The 18,896-nt window shown below is 69.6% G+C and carries 11 protein-coding genes and 1 tRNA gene; 4 read left to right on the top strand and 8 right to left on the bottom strand.

From position 1 onward, the window contains the following. On the bottom strand, positions 1-2,715 hold a 2,715-nt coding region (locus QHF84_RS13655; RefSeq protein ID WP_348652856.1), incomplete at its 3' end, for a hypothetical protein. A 595-nt stretch (positions 2,716-3,310) separates the two neighbouring features. Here QHF84_RS13655 and QHF84_RS13650 point away from each other — a divergent pair. Continuing rightward, a complete protein-coding gene (locus tag QHF84_RS13650; RefSeq protein WP_281313704.1) occupies positions 3,311-5,587 on the top strand; it encodes an FG-GAP-like repeat-containing protein in 2,277 nt (758 codons plus the stop codon). A gap of 107 nt (positions 5,588-5,694) precedes the next feature. Here QHF84_RS13650 and QHF84_RS13645 read toward each other — a convergent pair whose 3' ends face one another. Further along, positions 5,695-6,201: a hypothetical protein gene (locus QHF84_RS13645; RefSeq protein ID WP_281313703.1), complete on the bottom strand. Its 507-nt coding sequence runs from the start codon at positions 6,199-6,201 to the stop codon at positions 5,695-5,697. Positions 6,202-6,601: 400 nt separating this feature from the next. Beyond that, a complete protein-coding gene (locus tag QHF84_RS13640) occupies positions 6,602-8,038 on the bottom strand; it encodes an MXAN_5187 C-terminal domain-containing protein (RefSeq protein ID WP_281313702.1) in 1,437 nt (478 codons plus the stop codon). A gap of 85 nt (positions 8,039-8,123) precedes the next feature. Here QHF84_RS13640 and QHF84_RS13635 point away from each other — a divergent pair, with 85 nt between their 5' ends. Continuing rightward, positions 8,124-9,203 (top strand): histone deacetylase, encoded by a 1,080-nt coding sequence (locus QHF84_RS13635; RefSeq protein WP_281313701.1) that lies wholly within the window; start codon positions 8,124-8,126, stop codon positions 9,201-9,203. 77 nt (positions 9,204-9,280) lie between these two features. Next, positions 9,281-9,353: transfer RNA gene (locus QHF84_RS13630), tRNA-His, on the top strand. A gap of 4 nt (positions 9,354-9,357) precedes the next feature. Here the strand turns inward: QHF84_RS13630 and QHF84_RS13625 are convergent. The 3 genes from QHF84_RS13625 to QHF84_RS13615 all read right to left on the bottom strand — a co-directional run bounded on the left by QHF84_RS13625 (position 9,358) and on the right by QHF84_RS13615 (position 15,503). Then, complete coding sequence (locus QHF84_RS13625) at positions 9,358-9,876, bottom strand: acyl-CoA thioesterase (RefSeq protein ID WP_281313700.1); 519 nt, start codon at positions 9,874-9,876, stop codon at positions 9,358-9,360. 32 nt (positions 9,877-9,908) lie between these two features. Next, a complete protein-coding gene (locus tag QHF84_RS13620) occupies positions 9,909-12,578 on the bottom strand; it encodes a tetratricopeptide repeat protein (RefSeq protein ID WP_281313699.1) in 2,670 nt (889 codons plus the stop codon). A gap of 111 nt (positions 12,579-12,689) precedes the next feature. Continuing rightward, a complete protein-coding gene (locus QHF84_RS13615; RefSeq protein WP_281313698.1) occupies positions 12,690-15,503 on the bottom strand; it encodes an HAD-IC family P-type ATPase in 2,814 nt (937 codons plus the stop codon). A 214-nt stretch (positions 15,504-15,717) separates the two neighbouring features. On the opposite strand from QHF84_RS13615, the gene QHF84_RS13610 reads away from it, so the two are divergent. Further along, positions 15,718-16,899 (top strand): hypothetical protein, encoded by a 1,182-nt coding sequence (locus tag QHF84_RS13610; protein WP_281313697.1) that lies wholly within the window; start codon positions 15,718-15,720, stop codon positions 16,897-16,899. 3 nt (positions 16,900-16,902) lie between these two features. Here the strand turns inward: QHF84_RS13610 and QHF84_RS13605 are convergent, their stop codons facing one another. Together QHF84_RS13605 and QHF84_RS13600 are read right to left on the bottom strand one after the other, a co-directional pair. Further along, positions 16,903-17,298 (bottom strand): VOC family protein, encoded by a 396-nt coding sequence (locus tag QHF84_RS13605; protein WP_281313696.1) that lies wholly within the window; start codon positions 17,296-17,298, stop codon positions 16,903-16,905. Positions 17,299-17,369: 71 nt separating this feature from the next. After that, positions 17,370-18,845, bottom strand: a complete 1,476-nt coding sequence (locus QHF84_RS13600) for a hypothetical protein (RefSeq protein WP_281313695.1) — start codon at positions 18,843-18,845, stop codon at positions 17,370-17,372. Positions 18,846-18,896 lie beyond the last annotated feature (51 nt).

Raw genomic sequence — 18,896 nt, 5'->3', positions numbered from 1 at the left:
CGCGCCGCCGCCACCGCCGGCGCCTCCGCTGCCGCCGGCGCCTCCGCTGCCGCCCGCGCCGCCGCTGCCGCCTGCGCCGCCGCTTCCGCCTGCGCCGCCGCTGCCGCCTGCGCCGCCGCTTCCGCAATTCGGATCGGTGGCGCCGGACTTACAAGCGCCGAGCTCGCACGAATCGCCCTCCGTGCACGCATCGCCGTCATCACACGCCGTCCCGTCCGGCACAGCCGCATCGGGAGGACAATTCACCGCCGCACCGTCGCAACTCTCCGCGGCGTCGCACGCCCCCGCAGACGCCCTGCATTCGGTGCCCGCCGCGACTTTCGTGTCCACCGGACAAGCATTCGCCGCACCGTCGCAACTCTCCGCAACGTCGCAAGCACCCGCAGACGCCCTGCATTCCGTGCCCGCCGCGACCTTCACGTCCACCGGACAAGCATTCGACGTCCCGTTGCAACTCTCCGCAACGTCGCAAGCACCCGCAGACGCCCTGCATTCGGTGCCCGCCGCGACCTTCACGTCCACCGGACAAGCATTCGACGTCCCGTTGCAACTCTCCGCAACGTCGCAAGCACCCGCAGACGCCCTGCATTCCGTGCCCGCCGCGACCTTCATGTCCACCGGACAAGCATTCGACGTCCCGTCGCAACTCTCCGCAACGTCGCACGTATCCACCGACCCGCGGCATTCGGTCCCCTGCGCGAGCTTCCCGTCCGCGGGGCACGCCGTCGCGATGCCGTCACAGCTCTCCGCCACGTCGCACGCACCGCCCGACGCGCGGCACGTGGTGCCCATCGCGAGCGGGCTGCACGTCCCGTCCATCGCAGCGCCCGCCGCCGCGCTGCAGGCCTGGCAATCGCTCCCGACGCCGCCGCCGCACGCGCTCTCGCAGCACACCCCGTCGACGCAGAAGCCGCTCGCGCACGCGGCGGCCGAGGCGCAGGGCGAGCCGTTGCCCTGCGCCAGGACGAACACATAGGCCGAGCCGGAGTCGCTCCCCTTGTCGTCGTCGAATTGCGCCCCCAGGAGCGCCGTGTCCCCCGACAACGCGACCGAATAACCAAGGTAGTCGCCCGCCGCCCCGTCACTCGCCAGGGCCTTCGTCTGCTGACTCCAGGCACCGCCGCTGCGCGCGAACACATAAGCAGAGCCCGCGTCGCTCCCCTTGTCGTCGTCCCGGTACGCCCCCACGAGCGCCGTGTCCCCCGACAGCGCGACCGAACGGCCGAACAGATCACTCGCCGCGCCGTCATTGGCCACGAGCTTCGCCTCCTGGGTCCAGGCGCTGCCGCTCCGCACGAACGCATAGGCCGAACCGGAATCGGTCCCCTTGTCGTCGTCCTGATTTGCCCCCACGAGCGCCGTGTCTCCCGACAACGCGACCGAATAGCCGAACCAGTCGTTCGCCGCGCCATCACTCGCCAGGAGTTTCGCCTCCTGGGTCCAGGCGCTGCCGCTGCGCACGAACACATAAGCAGAGCCGGCGTCGGTCCCCTTGTCGTCGTCCCCGTAGGTCCCCAGGAGCGCCGTGTCCCCCGACAACGCGACCGATACACCGAATTGGTCGTTCGCCACGCCATCATTCGCCAGGAGCTTCGCCTGCTGCGTCCAGGTGCTCCCGCTCCGCACGAACACATAGCCGGCGCCGGAGTTGATTCCCTTGTCGTCGTCGTACACGGCCCCCACGAGCGCCGTGTCCCCCGACAGCGCGACCGAAATGGCGAACCAGTCATCCGTCGCGCCATCACTCGCCAGGAGCTTCGCCTGCTGCGTCCAGGTGCTCCCGTTCCGCACGAACACATAAGCGGAACCGGCGTCGGTCCCCTTGTCGTCGTCGAGCCCGGCCCCCACGAGCGCCGTGTCCCCCGACAGCGCGACCGAGGTGCCCAATTGGTCGCCCGCCGCTCCATCGCTCGCCACGAGCTTCGCCTGCTGCGTCCACGCGCCGCCATTGCGAACGAATACATAGGCGGAGCCCGAGCTCAGCCCCTTGTCGTCGTCGAGCGGGGCGCCCACGAGCGCCGTGTTCCCGGACAGCGCGACCGAAAAGCCGAAGCGGTCCAGCGACGCCCCATCACTCGCCAAGAGCTTTGCCTGCTGGACCCCGATCAGCGGATCGATCTCCACTGGATACGCCGCCCCCTCGTCCTCGACGTGCAGCAGGATCCGCCCGGCCTCCACCGACATCCACGCCGGCAGCGTCTTGCCCTCCGCGTCCTTCGCGAAGAGATCCGTATACGAGAGCGCCACCCGGCCCTCGATGTCCAGGAGCCGGATCACCTCCCCGCGCCCGTCGCCGTCCGCGTCCTCGAGCTCCGCGCGCAGCTCGCCGCCGAGCTCCAGCGCCACCACCTTCGTCCCCGCACAACCGGGCGCGCGTTCGAGGACGAACCCTTGTTCGAGCCCGAGGGGGCCATTGAGGTACCACGCCGAGATCTCGGGGTGCTCGTACGCAATACGATTGCCCGTGGCCTTCGGCGAGGCCGCGGAGACCGGCATCGTCGCTCCCTCGCAGCCGAGCGCCGCCGTGCGCATTTCGAGCGACCAAGGCTCCTCCCTCGACGCGAGCACCACCCCCGCGCTGGAGAGTGTCGTCACGAAGCCCGAGGCATCGTTGTCCGCCTCGACGAGTTCCGGCCCGACCCACCTCGCGCCGTAGGCCTCCGGGGCGCCGGACTGCACGGCATGAATGTAGGCCGCGCGGAGATCCTTCGGCATCTCGGTCGACCTTGCATGCGCCGACGACGCCGAAGGCTCGGACGGCGGATCAGGAAAGGAATCGGAGCCACACGATGCGGCCACCGCCAGGAAGGCTCCGGCGGCCATGGGCCGGATCCAAGATTGCGATAACACTGCGAATTGCGACATTCGCGCACGATAGCGGCCGCTCGAAGAGCACGTCAAGCGGAGTCGACGGGAATGTTCGTGCAGGCGACATACGGGCTTTTCCGGCGCAAGCGATTCGACTGCAAGATTGGACCGCGCGTCCGTGCTGTGGTGGTGGCGGATCGACACTCCGTGTTCGTTCTCGACAGAGCAGTCGGGATGGTGATGCTCATTCTCCGCAGTTGAGGCGCTCAGGCAGCAGCAGCGGCAGATGGAGACCGGGTCCGAGGTCCGTCGTCCTCCGCGTCTCGGTCTCCGCGATACCGCGGCCTGCGCGCCGAAACACGGGCAGGGGCCTGCCTCGACATCACCTCCCGAAGCCGTAGTCCACGGTGGCATCGATCTTGAATTGACGCCCTGACGCATCGCCGTCGGCGTCGGCTCGATGCGCGTCACCCCACGCTTCTACAAGAACAGAAAACGAGACATGCGTTTCCTCAAGAGCTCTCTCTCCTATCTGACGATCCCGGCTCTCTCCGCCCTGCTCCTCGCGGGCTGCGCCAGCGCCGACCCCTCCGAGGCCGACAGCCACGAAGGCGACGAAGCCGTGGGCGAGGCCCATGACGCGCTCACCGCCGTGCAATGCAACTACTTCGATATCAACGGTACGGCCCAGCTCTGCCACAAGACCAGCTCGAAGACGCATCCCTACACGATCATCCGTGTCAGCGAGCAGGCGTGCATCAACGCGCACAGCGCCCACAACGGCGACTACGTCACCAGCCTCGACCCGACCTCGCCGCTCTTCGACCCGACATGCAGCGGCCTGGGCTGCCTGCCCGTGAACGCGCCGTGCGACGCCACGGTACCCTGCTGCGACGGCCTCACGTGCCAGAGCGGCACCTGCGTCGACGTCGACGAATGCGCCGCCGGCACCGACAACTGCGACGAAAACGCCACCTGCACCAACACCGCGGGCTCCTTCACCTGCGCCTGCAACGCGGGGTACGAGGGCGACGGCGTGAGCTGTACCAACATCGACGAATGCGCCGCAAGCCCGTGTCAGAACGGCGGCACATGCACTGACGGCGTGGGCAGCTACACCTGCGCGTGCGCTCCCGGCTTCACTGGCACCAACTGCGAGACCAACATCGACGAGTGCGCCGCTAGCCCGTGCCAGAACGGCGGCACATGCACCGACGGCATCAATAGCTACACCTGCGCGTGCGCTCCCGGCTTCACCGGCACCAATTGCGAGACCAACATCGACGAATGCGCCGCTAACCCGTGCCAAAACGGCGGCACATGCACCGACGGCATCAATAGCTACACCTGCGCATGCGCGCCCGGCTTCACCGGCACCAACTGCGAGACCAACATCGACGAATGCGCCGCAAGCCCGTGCCTGAACGACGGCACATGCACTGACGGCGTGGGCAGCTACACCTGCGCGTGCGCTCCCACCTACGAGGGAACCCACTGCGAGGCTTGCTCCGGCACCCTCGCGGATTGCAACGGGAACTCGTCCGACGGCTGCGAGGTGAACATCCAGAGCGACGCCGACAACTGCAACGGATGCAACATCGCCTGCGCGACGGGCGAAATCTGCTCGAATGGTGCCTGCCAGGCCGCGCCCTCCGGCCAGGTCCCCGGCACGCCGATCAGCGTCCCCGCAAACCACAACCCGCTGGCTCCGGCGGTCGCCGATGTGAATGGCGACGGTAAGCTCGACATTCTGGTGGCCAACGCCGAAGCCGGATCGATCGTGACCCCCTCCGGCTCGTTCTCGGCTTTCCTCGGCAACGGCGACACGACCGTCCAGTCGGAGGTCAACTACACGGGCGCCCCGCTCTCCAGCAATGCGGTCGTGGCCGCGGACGTGGACGGTGACGGGTGGCTCGACGCCGTCACTGTCAACGGCCAGACCAACCTGCTCCTCAGCAACGGGAGCATCAGCGTCTACCGAAACCTGGGCCCGAGCGCGCCCGGAAGCTTCGATGCGCCGACGAACTTCACCACCGGCAGCCCGGGCTCCGTCCACCTCTGCGCCGGCGACTTCGATAACGATGGGCGGGTCGACATCGCCACCACCAGCGTGACCCTGAGCCAGGTGAGCGTGCTCTTCGGCACCGGCGCGGGCAGCTTCGGCGCGCCCACGTTCATCACCATCCCGAACACCGGCGGCGTGCAGTCGACCATCGCCTGCCGTGACCTGAACGGCGATGGTTTCTCCGATATCGTGGTGACGAGCCCCGCCAGCGCACGCCTGTCGGTCCTCATCAACCAGGGCAATGGCTCGTTCGCCGCCCCCGTCGCCTACACCAACGCCGTCAATGGCCAGACGGCGGGTATCGCCTTCGGCGACGCCGACGGCGACGGCACGCTCGACATCCTCTCGAACGGCGCGGCCGGCCGGTACCTCTTCTTCTTCAAGGGGAACGGCAACGGCACCTTCGCGAACGGCGTTCAGTCCGCCGCCGCGCCCACCACGGTGGCCAACTCGGCGCTGGGGGTCGTGGCCAGTGACTTCAACGGCGACGGCAAGCTCGACGCCTACATCCTGGTCACCACATCCTCGGGCGGCGTCCGCCCGATGACCGGCAACGGCACCGGAGCCTTCACCTCGGGCGCCGTCGTCTCGACCGGCGCCTCGCCCGGCCTCAACGCCATCGCCACCGCGGACATGGACGCGGATGGGTACGACGATCTCATCCTGACCAACAGGGGATCCGGCACCCTCACCGTGGTCCCGAACGGACTCTGAGTCGAAGCGGTCGGGGACCTCGTGGTCATGGTCCGGGGACTTCGATTACGAGGTCCGGGAGCTTGTGATCACAGTCCGGGGACTTCGATCACGAGGTCCGAGGGGCGTCAGGGCAAGCGCGCCGTCGCCTTGGCTGCCAGGCGCTCGAGTGCGTCGAACGCACACTCCTGCCGCGCATGGAAGGTCACGACCATGGTGACGCGGCCCTTCGCCACCGCCACACGGCACAACGAGCCCTCCACAAAACGTTGTGCCACGTCGCCCAGGCCGGGCAGGAGTTTCTCCTGCGTCGCCTTCTCGTGAGGCCCTCGGACCAGCTCCGCGGCTTCCGTCGCAGTCCGGTGTGATCGAAGGTAAACGATCAAGAACTTCCCATCGTCCGTGTGGAAGTCTCGATTGCAGCTCTCCGGCGAGGGCGGGTCTTCGTCGTCGGACGGCCTCATCGACAGGCCGAGGTCCGCCTGGATATCCTCCGGCGTGAACAATCGATCGCAATCGAGGGGAACGCTCGCGACGCGGTGACTTTCGTCGCAGGCGAGGACGTCGTCGCCCGTCTTCGCGGCGAGGAAGCAGGCGGCACGGCCGGCCCAGCGCTCCTCGTCATCCGCCTGCATTGCCGACTCCTCCTCCAAACACCCTCGCGTGAATTCTTGCTCTTTGCCTTCGTTCATTGGGCGCCCTTTGGTCGAGAGCTCCCGAGAAACGAGGGCGCGCAGGTGCTCACATACCTCCCGTGGGCCTGCCGGTTGGGCTTGGGCTGTGGGAGCGACCGTCGCATTCGTGGCGTCCGTGGAGGGAGGAGGCGCGGAGCCGCCGCACGCGATGCCAGCCGCCGGGAGCGCGAGGGCCCACGCGAGAAGCCGAGGCCTGAAGAGCGTTCGCGGACGGACGGTGCCAATGCATCCGGAGGGGCTGGCCATCATGGGGGCGCGATGGGTAGCACGGCGCACGTGCGGTGCACACCGGTAAGCGTACGATGAAGCACTCGCCCGAGCGCTCGCCCTCCGCATTCCTTCACCCGAGCGGCACCGCGAGCAAAACGACCTCCTTGCCCCGCACCTCGACCTTGTACCGCACGGGTTTTCCGTGCTTCTGCGCCATCTGCTTCTCGCTCGCCACGATCCGCGCGATGAACGCGTCCCGCGTGATGTGATCGACCGGATCCCCGACGCTCTTCTTCGCGCGGATGTAATCGTCGAAAATGCGCGCGTGATACGCGGCCTCGTCCTCGGCGCCGAGCGCCGCCGCCTCGCCGCCGGGCGCCTGGTCTTTCGCGAGCGACTCGTCCACCGCGAGCGCGTCCTCGGCATCCTTGCCCCGAATCGCCATCGCCGGCGGCGGCGCGCCGGTCTCGTCCTCCGACACGCCGAGGAGCTGGCTCAGGAGGCTGTTCAATCGCGACACGAGCCCGCCGAGCTCCGGATGCTCGATCTGGAAGCGCAGGTCCGTCCGCCCATTCATGATCGCGAGCAGCCCCTCCTCGATTTCTTCCACGGGCCGCATGATCGATTGCCCGAGGATGTGACCCGCGATGGCCACGAGCACGATGCCGAGCGCAATCGCCCCGAGGAACGGAAACAACAAAGTCGTCGCCGCCGGCGCATTCGCCCGCGCCACCGCCACGAGCAGCGCCCGCTTGCCGTCGCCATACCCGCCGAGCGGACCCACCTTCACGCCGAAATCGGGCGGGAGCGCCGCCACGTCGACGGCCTGGCCCGTCGAGAGCGCCGACGCCGCGCCCGCTTCGAGCTGCTTCGGGTCGATCGCCGAGGCGAGGTCCGGCGCGCCGCCCTTCGATTGCGCGACGATTCGATATCCGTCCTTGTCCTTGACCTCGAACCACAACGTGGCCCCGCTCGTCTGGTTCGCCACGTCCGTCAAACGGCCGTCGCCGAGCGCCGTCCCGAGCAAGAGCCCGCCGAGCACCTGCCCGTTTTCGCCCCGGATGGGCGCCCAGGACACGAGCAATTGCTCGTTTCGCGCCGGCGTCACCCACACATCCGAGCCCGCCCGCCCCTCGGTGAGCCCCGCCCGGAGCGCTGGGTAAATCCCGCCCAGATCATCCCCGCGCAGGAAGGGCGAGCCGTCCCGGCCGAGCGCCGTCCCCTTCGCGTCGACGATCGCCACGAGCGAGGGCCCGAGCCCAGCGATCGCAGGCGTTTTGCTGGTGGCGCTCTTGATACCGTTCGCCACACTGGTGGCCCCGTCGCTCCTGGCCTGGCCCGTGCCTGCGCTGAACGGTTCACGCACCTTCGGATCCGCGGCCTGGGCCTCGAGCCACCGCTCGACCTCCCCGGCCTGGACCCGAAGGACCGCCTCGGCGGCGACCAGCGCCCGGGCCGCGTCGGCCCGCGGCGACCCCGGGTTCAAGGAGGCCCGGGTCAAGGCAAACGCGAGCACCCCCACCACCAGCACGACCACCGTGAAAACGGCAATGATTTTTGCACGCATGAAAGGCCGCCCTCCTTTGCGGGCAGCGGGGTAAGGACGTTACCATCCGCCCGGGCGAGTCCTCAACCGTCCCTGCCGGAGTGCCATGATCGCAACGAACCCCGCCTCGCAGATCCTCGTCGTCGGTGACGCGCTCTTCGACGACCACCGCTCGCGCGGCTACCACCCCGAGCGCCCCGAGCGCCTGCACGCGGCGCGCGCGGCCCTCGATCGTTGTGCTCACGAAGGCCTCGGCATCGTGCCCGTCGAAGCACGTGACGCAACGGAAGAGGAACTCGCGCGCGTGCACGACGAGGCCTACCTCGCGGACCTCGCGAAGCTCGCCGGCCATCACGCCTCGCTCGATCCGGACACGTACCTCGCGCCCTCGTCCGTCGCCGCAGCGCGGCGCGCGGCAGGCGCCGGCATCACGCTCGTCGACGCGCTGCTCGACCCGTCGAGCCAGAAGCCCGGCGAGGCGCGCGCGCCGGGTCTCGCGCTCTTGCGCCCGCCCGGCCATCACGCGACGCGCAGCCGCGGCATGGGCTTCTGCCTCTTGAACAACGTCGCGGTCGCGGCCGCGAGCGCGCTCGCGAAGGGGCTCGAGCGCGTGGCGATCCTCGACTGGGACGTGCACCACGGCAACGGCACGCAGGACATCTTCTGGACCGATCCGCGCGTGCTCTACATCTCGCTGCACCAGTACCCGTACTACCCGGGCACGGGCGGGGTGCACGAGAAGGGCGGCGGCGACGCGGAGGGCTACACGGTGAACGTGCCGCTCTCGCAGGGCGCGGGCGATCGGGTGTACGCGAACGCGTTCCGGCAGATCGTCGATCCGGTGCTCGAGGCGTTCGAGCCGGAGCTCATCCTCGTGTCGGCGGGCTTCGACGCGCACCAGCGGGATCCGCTGGCGGACATGTGCGTGTCGGATCAGGGCTACGCGACGATGGCGACGCTGATCGCGCGCGCGGCGCTGCGGAGCGCCGAGGGTCGGCTCGCGTTTTTCCTGGAGGGCGGCTACGACCTCTCGGCGCTGTCGAGCTCGCTCGCGGAGACGCTGCTCAGCGCGGCCTCCGCGGCCTCGGCCGAGCCGAGGTCGAGCGGCGCGCCTGCCTCCTTCCGGCACGAGGGCGAGGTCACGCAAGCCCGGAAGACGGCCGCGGAGCGGTGGAAGGGAATCTGAGCCCTCCGAACCCGTTGCACATCGGACCGATCCGTGTATGATGCGCGCCCGGTGTTGCCCGCAAGGGCGAAACCACGGTGGGTATAGCTCAGTTGGTAGAGCACTGGATTGTGGCTCCAGTTGTCGCGGGTTCGAGCCCCGTTACTCACCCTGATCAGCGTTCGTCGTCACGGCGCGCGCGCTTTCGCCGCGCCAGACGTTGATTCCTTCGATCGTTCGCTTCCAAAGCGAGCGCCCGGTCCTCTTCGGTCTCGCAGACGAGCGCGGGGACGGGCGCGGGCTTGAGCGCTCCGTCGACCTCCTGCATCGCCACGAAGGTCACGAACGCGTGCGCGCACCGCCAGCGCTTGCCCGACGGCGCGTCCTCGCCCTCGACGTCCACGAGGATCTCGACGGAGGTCCGAAACGCCGCGGTCACGCGCGCGCGGAGCAACACGACTTGCCCGACCTTGATGGGCGCCTCGAACGAGACGTCGTCGAACTCCGCGGTCACGGCGAGGCGGCCTGCGTGACGTTGCGCGCAGATGGCGGCGCAGAGATCGATCCACGCGAGGATCTGACCGCCGAACACGTTCCCGAGCGCGTTCGCGTGCGTCGGGAGCACGTACTCGGTCATCGTGGTGATCGAGTCGCTGACGTTACGAGGCGGAGGCGAAGCGGCGAGGGTCGACATGAAAGCCGGGTAGCACGGAGGCCCGGCTCCCGTCACCCCACCTCGATCTCCGCCTCCGGCGACGGCGGCAGCTCCGACTTGCTCGCGCTCGTCATTTGCAGCCGCCCGAAGATCGCGTCGGCGCGCCCATCCATCGTGCTCGCCTCCTTCTGCACGTCTTCGTTCCCGGCGAGCTCGGGGTTCTTCCGCAGGAAACGCGCGTAGGTCTTGAACGTCCGCGCGAGCTCCACCTCGTTGCCGCTCTGCTCGAAGATCGCGACGGCGCGGTCGAAGTACTCGCGCGCGCTCGTCGTATGCGCGTGCCCCCAGCCGCCGGCCGCCGTGATCTCGCCGAGCGTCCGCAGCGCGGCCGCGAGGTGCACCTTGCTGCGCACCGAGGCGAAGAGGTCCACCGCGCGGCCGATGCAGTCGCGCGCCTTCCCGAGGTCGCCTTGCATCAGGTACGCCTTGCCGAGCGCGCGCAAAGTCTCCGCGAGCTTCAGCCGATCGCCGAGCTCGTCGCACAGGCCCTCGGCGCGCACGAGCACGCCGATCGCCATCGAAGGCTCGCCGCTCCGGTAGTACGTCGTCCCGATGTTCGTCAGCACGAGCGCGATCTTGTTCCGATCGCCGATCTGCTGCGCAACCTCGAGCGCCTCCTCGAACATCACGAGCGCCTTCTGGAAGTTCCTGCGCTCCTCGGCGATCGTCCCGAGGTTGTTCAGCGTCGTCACCACGCCGACGAGGTCGCCGACCTCCCGGCGTATCGCGAGCGACTGCTCGAACGCTTCCAGCGCCTCCTTGAACTGCCCCGAGTCCTGCAGCGCGAGGCCCACGTTGTTGAGCGACAGCGCGATCGATCGCCGGTCGCCGAGCTTCTGCCGCCGCGTGAGGCCGTCGCGGAAGCTCGTGAGCGCCGACTCGTACTCGCCTTTCAGCCAGGCGATCTTGCCAAGATCGTCGATCGTCGAGGCCACGCCGCGCTCGTCACCCGAGGCTTCGAAGAGCGACATCGCCGTCGAGAGGTGCCGCTCGCCCTCGTCGAGCGAGCCCATGTCGCGGAAGAGCCGGCCGATGCGGTTGTGCGCGGCGCCGCCCTTCTTCTTCATGTCGAGCCGGTACGCGAGCGTCAGCATCCCGCGGAACGCGGCCATCGCGTCGTCGATGTAACCCATCGACTGGAGCACGTCGCCGTACGCGTGCAGCGCGTCGATCCGCGCGCCGTCGTGCGAGTCGCCGAGCAGCTCCAGGCCCCGCTGGTAGTACTCGCACGACTTGCCGTTCGCGTACCTTCGCCGCGCCACGGCCGCCGCCTCCAGGTACGCGATGCCCGCCTGGATCGACTCGCCCGCTTGCTCACGATGCCGCGCGAGCGACGCGATCCGCTCCTCGCTCGTGCGCACGCCCGGCTGATGCTCCATCCAGTCGGCGATGACGCGGTTGTAGAGGTCCTTCGCCTCGACGCTCGTCCGCGCCGCGATCGCCTCGCGCTCCTCGCTCCGCGCCCAGGCGTACTCCACCGAGCCCGGAAAAATCGTCCCGGCGCGGCGCACGATCCAACCGTTCTTGCGAAGCCCGTCGAGCATCCGCCCGATCCGCGCGACGTCGCCCGTCTCCTCCTCCACCCAGAGGTCCGGCGCTTCGAGCCCCGTGCGCGCGAGCGCCACGAACGCCCCGCTCCAGAACACGGCGCCCATCGCCGCCGCCTGTTCGAGCACCGTGCGCTCGTCCTCGTCGAGCGAGGCCACGCGCGCCTGCACCGCGTCCTCGACCGTCGCCGGCAGCCGCGCGGACGAAAGGCGCTCCGGGTAGAGCACGCGCCGCGTCTCGCCCTCCTCCGTCGTGGCCTCGCCGATCACGCCCTCGGCCGCGTAAATCTCCACCATCTGCGCGAGGAGCCCCGGGTTCCCTCGCGCGAACGCACACGCCGTCTCGACGAGCGGCGCGGGCACCTCGCCTCCGGACGCGAACACCGCGAGCATCGCGCTCGACACGCGCGCGCTGTCCGCTTCTCCGAGCGGCCCGAGCTCGAGGAGCGTGTGCCGACGCTCGCCGACGCGCGCCCAGTCCTCCTGCCGGTAGACGAGATCATCACGGCCCGTGCAGATCACGAGGATCGGGCCCGTCAGGTATTCGAGCAGGTAGCGGAGCAGCGAAAGCGCGTCCTCGTGCGCCTCGTGCAGGTCTTCGAGCACCAGGATGAGCGGACCCTTCTGCGCGTCCGCTTCGAGGAACGCCTTCACCACGGCGCGCCGCACGAGCTCGGCTTCATGCGGGTCGTCGCTCACGGCGCGCGTCAGCGGGCTCTCTTCTTCGGTCAGGCCGAGGAGCTGCCCGAGGAACGTCACGGCGTCGCTCACGCGCCGCGACTCGAGCACGCCTTCGAGCTGCCGCCGGATCGTCGCGCGCGCCTCGTCCGGATCCATGCCGCGCACGAGGCCGAAGCGCGAGCGGATGAGCCGCGCGAAGGGCGAGAACGACACCGATCCGTCGCGCGCGCTGCCTTCGAACGCGCGGACCTCGTCCTTGCGCGAGGCGACGAACTCCGCGACGAGCCGCGTCTTGCCGATGCCTGCGGGTCCGACGATCGTCACGATGCGCGTGTCGCGTCGCTCCTCGACGGCGGCGAGATTTGCAGCGAGGAGGGAAAGCTCTTCGTCCCGGCCCACGAGCGGACACGCGGGCGCGCGTGGCGCACTGACGTTTGGTCTCTCGGTCTCCATCGAGCTCCGCGGAGGTCTGGCGAGGGAGGTTTTTCTCCGACGCGGCGAGGGTATAGCCTTGCCCGCTCCGAGGAAAGCGGCGCCGGCGGCATTTTCGCGTGTTGGCCGCTGTCAGGAGGGATGGGGGCGGAGCCGCGGGCGGAAGACCCGGAAGCTCGGCCCTCCCGGGGTGCGGCCGGTCCGGCGCGCGGCCCTCCTCCGTTGCCACCACTTCTCCAGGCCGATGACGGGCAGGACCACGAGGGCGACGGCCGCGGCTTTCGCCCACTCGCGGGCGCCGAGCGGGGCCGAATCGAAGAGCGTGTTCATGAACGGCAGGTAGACGAACCCGAGCTGGAGCAAGAGGAGCGCCCCGATCCCCACGTACACGAGCGGGTTCGAGAACAGCCCGATCGCGAGCGACGAGCCGTGGAGCGAGCGGCAGTTCAGGAGGTAGAACACCTGGAACAGGACCATCGTGGTCACGGCCATCGTCTGCGCCTCGCGCAGCGCGAACTCCGCGGACAGGCCGGCGTCGAGCTTGTCTCGGTACTCCGTCAAGAAAAGCCCCACCGCGCCGGCCGTCATGAGCAGCGCCACGACCGCCGTCCGCGCGAGCACGAACCGCCCCAGGATGGGCTCGTCGGTGCGGCGCGGCGGCCGCTCCATCAGGTTCGGCTCCTTGGCCTCGAACGCGAGCGGCAGGGACAGAGTCACCGTGGCGACGAGGTTGATCCAGAGGATCTGCACGGGCGCCATCGGCAAAAGAGGCCGCCCGTCTTCGAGCGGGAAAAACAGCACCGCGATGAGCAGCACGAGCGCCTCGCCGATGTTCGTCGGCAAGACGAACGCGAGCGCCTTGATCAGGTTGTCGTAGACCCGCCGCCCCTCTTCCACGGCCGCGCGGATGCTCGCGAAGTTGTCGTCCGTGAGCACGATGTCGGCCGCCTGCTTCGCCACGGCCGTCCCCGTGATCCCCATGGCGACGCCGATGTTCGCCTGCTTCAGCGCCGGCGCGTCGTTCACGCCGTCGCCCGTCATGGCCACGACCTGCCGCGCGGCTTGCAGCGCCTCCACCAGCCTGAGCTTGTGCTCCGGCGCCACGCGCGCGAACACGTTCCGCGTCTGCGCCGCCTTCGCGAGCTCCGCGCGCGGCATCGTCGAGAGCTCGCGCCCCGTCACGACCTCGTCCGAAGACCCGATCAGCCCGAGCTCGATCGCGATCGCCTTCGCCGTCACCGGGTGATCCCCCGTGATCATCTTGACCGTGATCCCCGCGCGTTGACACGCCCTCACCGCCTCGATCGCCTCCGGCCGCGGCGGATCGATCATCCCCACGAGCCCGAGCAGCTCGAAGTCGCACGCGACCTCCGCCTCGCCGAGCCCCGCGATCGGCGGCTCCGGCTTGCGTGATGCCACCGCGAGCACGCGCATCCCGCGCGCCGCCATCACCTCCACGTGTTCGAGCACGACATGTCGCTCGAGCGGCGCTCCTCCGGCGAGCCGAGTCGCGCGGCCGAGCACCACCTCCGGCGCGCCCTTCATCAGGATCTCCTGCGCGCCCGACGAAGGCGCGTGCAGCGTCGCCATGTACTTGTGCTCCGACTCGAACGGGATCGCGTCGCGCCGCGGCGCCTCCTCGCGCAGCGCGTCGCCCGTCATCCCGAGCTTCTGCGCGGCCACGACGAGCGCCCCTTCCGTCGGATCCCCCGTGATCCCGAAGCCTCCGCCTTCCCGCGGGGCGAGCCGCGCGTCGTTGCACAGCGCCGCGGCGCGGAGGAGCGCGCGCACGTCGTCCGGCGTCGTCCCGACGGCCTTGCCTCCGCGCCTGAGCTCGCCTTCCGGCGTGTATCCCACGCCCGACAGCTCGTACGCATCCGACGGCGTCCAGATCGCCGCCACCGTCATCTCGCTCCGCGTCAGCGTGCCCGTCTTGTCCGTGCACACGACGCCGGCTTGCCCGAGCGTCTCCACGGCCGGCAGCTTCCGCACCACCGCGCGCCGCGCCGCCATGCGTTGCACGCCGATGGCGAGCGCGATCGTGATGATCGCCGGCAAGCCCTCCGGGATCGCCGCCACCGCCAGCGTGATCCCCGCGAGCACCGCTTCGAGCAGCGGATACCCTCGCACGAGCGCGACGACCACCATGAGCGCCGCCACGATCGCGATCGCGACCGTCAGCACCTTTGCCACGCGCGCGAGCGAGCGCGTGAGCGGCGTCTCGAGCTCCACGGCCTCGTGCAACATCGACGAGATCTTCCCGATCTCCGTCGCCGCGCCCGTCGCCACCACCACGGCGTGCCCCGTGCCCGTCGTGATCAACGTTCCGCCGTGCACCATGCTCTTCCGATCGGCGACGGCCGCGTCCTTCGGCACCGGCTCCACGTGCTTGCGCACCGGCACCGACTCGCCCGTCAGCGGCGCCTCGTCGGCCGCGAGGTTTTTCACGTGGAAGAGCCGCATGTCAGCCGGCGCCTTGTCGCCGGCCGCGAGCAGCACGACGTCGCCGGGCACGAGCTCCTCGGCGGGCACGGAGATCGTCCTGCCGTCGCGCATCACCGTCGCGACGTCCGGCACGAGGCTCGACAACGCCTCGATCGCCTGCCCCGCGCGGTACTCCTGGACGAACCCGATCAACGTGTTCAGCACGACCACGCCGAGCACCACGGCGCCGTCCGTGATCTTCCCGAGCGCGAACGCGAGCGCCGCGGACGCGATGAGCACGTAGATGAGCGGGCTCTCGATCTGCCGGAGCAAGAGCCGCAGCGCGCTTTCTCGGGTGGCCTTCGGCAGCACGTTCGGCCCGTGCGTGGCGAGCCTCTCGGCGGCGTCCGTGGAGAGCAGCCCGCGCTCGGAGCTCCCGAGGGCTTCGAGCACGGCCTCGGCGTGCTCCGCGTAGTACGCTTTCTGCTCGATCCGGGCGGGCTCGGGCGCGTTCGGCTTCATGTCCTTCCCCGTCGCCTTCACGGCGCGTGCCGAGTCCCTTCAACACTCGACTCGGGGCTACACTCGGACAAGCCGAGCTGCGCCCCGAACGCCTTCAACACTCGGGGCTACACTCGGACAAGCCGAGCTGCGCCCCGAACCCCGCGTTTCGTTTCCAACGGGCGGCGGAGCGCTTCCGGTGCCCATGGCCCGCGGGCCGAGGTAAGCTCCCGGCGTGAGCGACCAAGGGGAACGGCCGAGCTACGACCCGGCCGAGGTGCGCCGAAGCATCACGCTTTGTTTCAGCGCCAAGGATCTACGCGAGCTCGCCGAGGGCCTCGGCGCGACCGGCCTGCCCGGCGAGGGTCGCGGCATCCAGGACGTCGCGCGTGAGGTCGTCCGGCACTTCGAACGACAAGGCTCGCTCGATCGTCTCGTCGAAGCGCTGAAGCAAGCGCGGCCGCTGATGGAGTGGCCCGCGCCGGTCCACCGCGCCGGCGCCGCGCCTGCCTTCCCGCCACCGCCTCCGCTCGCGCCGCTCACACCCGAAGCCGCTCCCGCGCCCGCAGCCGAGCCCGCTCCCGCAGCCGCTTCCGCTTCCGCTCCCGACGCCGCTTCCGCACCCGCAGCCGCGCCCGCGCCTCCTCCCGCGCCCGCTCCCACCGTGATCGAACCTCCGCGCGGCCCCGAGGCCCCGCTCCTCCGGGATCCGTACGCGCCCGTCTGGCCCGGCACGGCCTCCCCGCGCGAGCCTGCGCGCCCCGTCGACGGCCGCCGCTTCACCGTGCTCTTCGCCATCGCCGGCGTCGTCATCGTCGTCGCCTCCGTCGGCGCCTTCCTCGTCGGCCGCGCCGGCGCAAGCTCTTCCGGCCCGGCGCCGCTCCTCGCCGGCACCGACGCGATGGCCAAGGGCGACCGACCTCTCCGCGAGAGCGGCCCTTCGCGCCTCGCGGCCGACGCCGTGCGCCGCAGCCTCGGCAACCTCGCGCGTGGTTGCGACTTGCCCCTCGGCCCGAACGAGGAGCCGAGCACCGCCCTCTTCAAGAGTGCCTACGAGCAATGCGGCATGCGCCCCATGATCGGCCGTCCGCCCTCGATCGGCCGCCCCTCGCGCCCCGCGGACGCGGCCGGCGGCGAGCCTCCGACCTCCGACGACGCCGCTCCCTCCGACACCCCCGCGCCGGCAACGACCCGCGCCGCGCCCGCGACCCAGCCTCGCAAAGCGCCCGCCACCACGGACAAACCCGCGCTCCCGGACAATGGCACGGCCTGCGTCGACCGCTGCTCCGCCACGCAGAAACAATGCAATCGCGGCTGCGGCGCCGAGCCGACGTTGAGCAGCGAGTACGGCCGCTGGCAATCTTGCCAGGCGCAGTGCCTCTCCGCTGCATCGCGCTGCCGGCTCGCGTGCCAGTGAGCGTTACGCTTCCACGCGTTCGCTCGGCGCCACGAATGCGATCTTGTACCCTTCCGGGTCCGTCACCACGAGCTCACGCGTGAACCACGGCTGGTTGCGCGGCCCGTCCACCGCGGCGCCGCTCGCCTCGGCCCGCGCGCGCAGATCGTCGAGCGACACCTCTTCGCTCGCGTAAAAACACAGGATCACCCCGAGCCCGCGTTGCCCCGGCAGCTCGACGCCGCTCGGCATGCCGACCAGGAACACGTCCGCGTACCGGGCCCAGCGCAGGTGCACGAACACGCTGTCGCGGTTCACGCAGTGGAAACCGAGCGACTCATAAAATGCCGTCGCGCGCGCCGTGTCGGAGACGAGCAGCCTCACGTGGGAGGGCATGAGGTAGGGTTCGTCGGGGGTCATGCGCTCTCCCTAGCACGACCGGGCGCGCGTCGGGATGGCCCGGCGCGCGCCCTCGTCCACGCGATGCGCCTCTAGCGGGAGGGCTGAGCCTTCGCCACCGGCGACGGCTGGAGGACGACGCTCATGACCGCTTGACGCGGGACGAACTCCTCCACGAGCACGTACTCCTTGCCGTAGTTCTTCGCGAGCCACACGCTGCACGATCGCGAATACTCGTCGAAATATTGATACTTCGACGAGTATTTCACGCAAACCTCGAACGATTTCTTCGCCTGCAGCTTCTGGAGCTCGCTCGCCTCGTCGAGCTTTTCGTAATAAGCTCTTCGAAGCTCCTCGTACGTGATCGTCGTCCCGGGGATCACCCCGTTCCCCCGCCACTCCTTGGGGATCGGGGCGGCGCGGAATTCCGCGACGAACTTCGCCCACAGCTGCCCCACGCGCGACGCCGAGGCCACCACCCACCGCGGCGGCGCCACGGGCTCAAGCGCCGTCACCTGGCTGTAGGCCTTCTCCACCTCCTCGATCGCCGGCCGCTTCTTCTTCACCCACTCCACGACCTTCGTGTTGATGTGCTTCATCACCTCGTCACGGCTCGCGGCCCCCTTGTATTCGGGATATCGGATGGCATCGACCTCGGCCCGCCTTTGCTCGGCGAAGAAAAACAACGCCTCGCCCACGTCCGTCAACGACCGCCCGAGCCGCCGCATTTGCTCCTGATCGCTGCCGCCCATCGCCGCGAGCTGCTTCACGCTGGCCTCGGGCTCCTTCCACGCCGCGCGCACGATCTCGTATTCCTTCGCGGCGCCCTTCTTGTCGTCGAGCTTCTGCAGCGAGCGCCCGAGCAGCGTGTGCGCGTGAATCCGCTCCTGCAGACTCCCCGCCTTGTCCACCGCCGCCATCCACTTCTGCAGCCACCCGCGCGCGTCCGCCCATTTCTCCTCGCCGACGAGGAAATCCGCGAACCCGACCGCGAGCCGCGCCGACTCCTCCGGCTGCTTCGCCCCGTAATTCTTCGTGAAAAGCTCCACGTCCTCGGCGGCCGCCTTCTGATCTTTCAGCCCGATCCGCAACGTCACCGCCTCGGCCAGCGCCGCCGGCGCTTGCGCCATCTGCGGGAACTTGCGCGCGGCCGACTCGTGGTAACTCGCGGCCTCGACGAATTCGCCGATCGACTGCAGGTTCGTGGCGACCGTGAATGCCGCCTCCTTGCCGTAATCCGTGTAATCAAGCCGGTTCTTCGGGTCGAGGATCATCTTCCGCACGGCGATCGCCTTGTCTCGCTTGTGCGCCGCCTCGAACGCCGCTGCCGCCTTCACCAGCGCCTGCCCGGCCGCTGCGCAACCCGGCTCGTTCTTCTCGCAAAGGGGCTTGCCGCTCTCGTTCCACGTCTTCAGGAACGCCTCCGCGTCGGCTGCGGGATCGGCGGCCGCCGCACCTTCCGCCTTCGGCTCCGGCGCCGGCGCCGGCGCGTCCTCGGCCCCCGCGGCCCCTGTCACGAGTAACGAAACCCCCAGAATGACGCGCGAACTCCACCGCTTCGGGTTCATGTGCACCTCGATGGCTGGTTTGTTGTATCACACCCGCGCACCCGGACGGAG

The organism is Polyangium sp. y55x31 (assembly GCF_029946505.1).
In the GTDB taxonomy this organism is placed as follows: domain Bacteria; phylum Myxococcota_A; class Polyangia; order Polyangiales; family Polyangiaceae; genus Polyangium.
Note: the sequence above shows the minus strand (reverse complement) of the source record. Positions and strands in the feature narration are given on the sequence as shown.

Excerpts from the sequence above, each read along its gene's own strand:
- QHF84_RS13650 (WP_281313704.1), top strand. The coding sequence starts at position 3,311 with ATGCGTTTCCTCAAGAGCTCTCTCTCCTATCTGACGATCCCGGCTCTC.
- QHF84_RS13645 (WP_281313703.1), bottom strand. The coding sequence starts at position 6,201 with ATGCAGGCGGATGACGAGGAGCGCTGGGCCGGCCGTGCCGCCTGCTTC.
- QHF84_RS13640 (WP_281313702.1), bottom strand. The coding sequence starts at position 8,038 with ATGCGTGCAAAAATCATTGCCGTTTTCACGGTGGTCGTGCTGGTGGTG.
- QHF84_RS13635 (WP_281313701.1), top strand. The coding sequence starts at position 8,124 with ATGATCGCAACGAACCCCGCCTCGCAGATCCTCGTCGTCGGTGACGCG.
- QHF84_RS13625 (WP_281313700.1), bottom strand. The coding sequence starts at position 9,876 with ATGTCGACCCTCGCCGCTTCGCCTCCGCCTCGTAACGTCAGCGACTCG.
- QHF84_RS13620 (WP_281313699.1), bottom strand. The coding sequence starts at position 12,578 with ATGGAGACCGAGAGACCAAACGTCAGTGCGCCACGCGCGCCCGCGTGT.
- QHF84_RS13615 (WP_281313698.1), bottom strand. The coding sequence starts at position 15,503 with ATGAAGCCGAACGCGCCCGAGCCCGCCCGGATCGAGCAGAAAGCGTAC.
- QHF84_RS13605 (WP_281313696.1), bottom strand. The coding sequence starts at position 17,298 with ATGACCCCCGACGAACCCTACCTCATGCCCTCCCACGTGAGGCTGCTC.
- QHF84_RS13600 (WP_281313695.1), bottom strand. The coding sequence starts at position 18,845 with ATGAACCCGAAGCGGTGGAGTTCGCGCGTCATTCTGGGGGTTTCGTTA.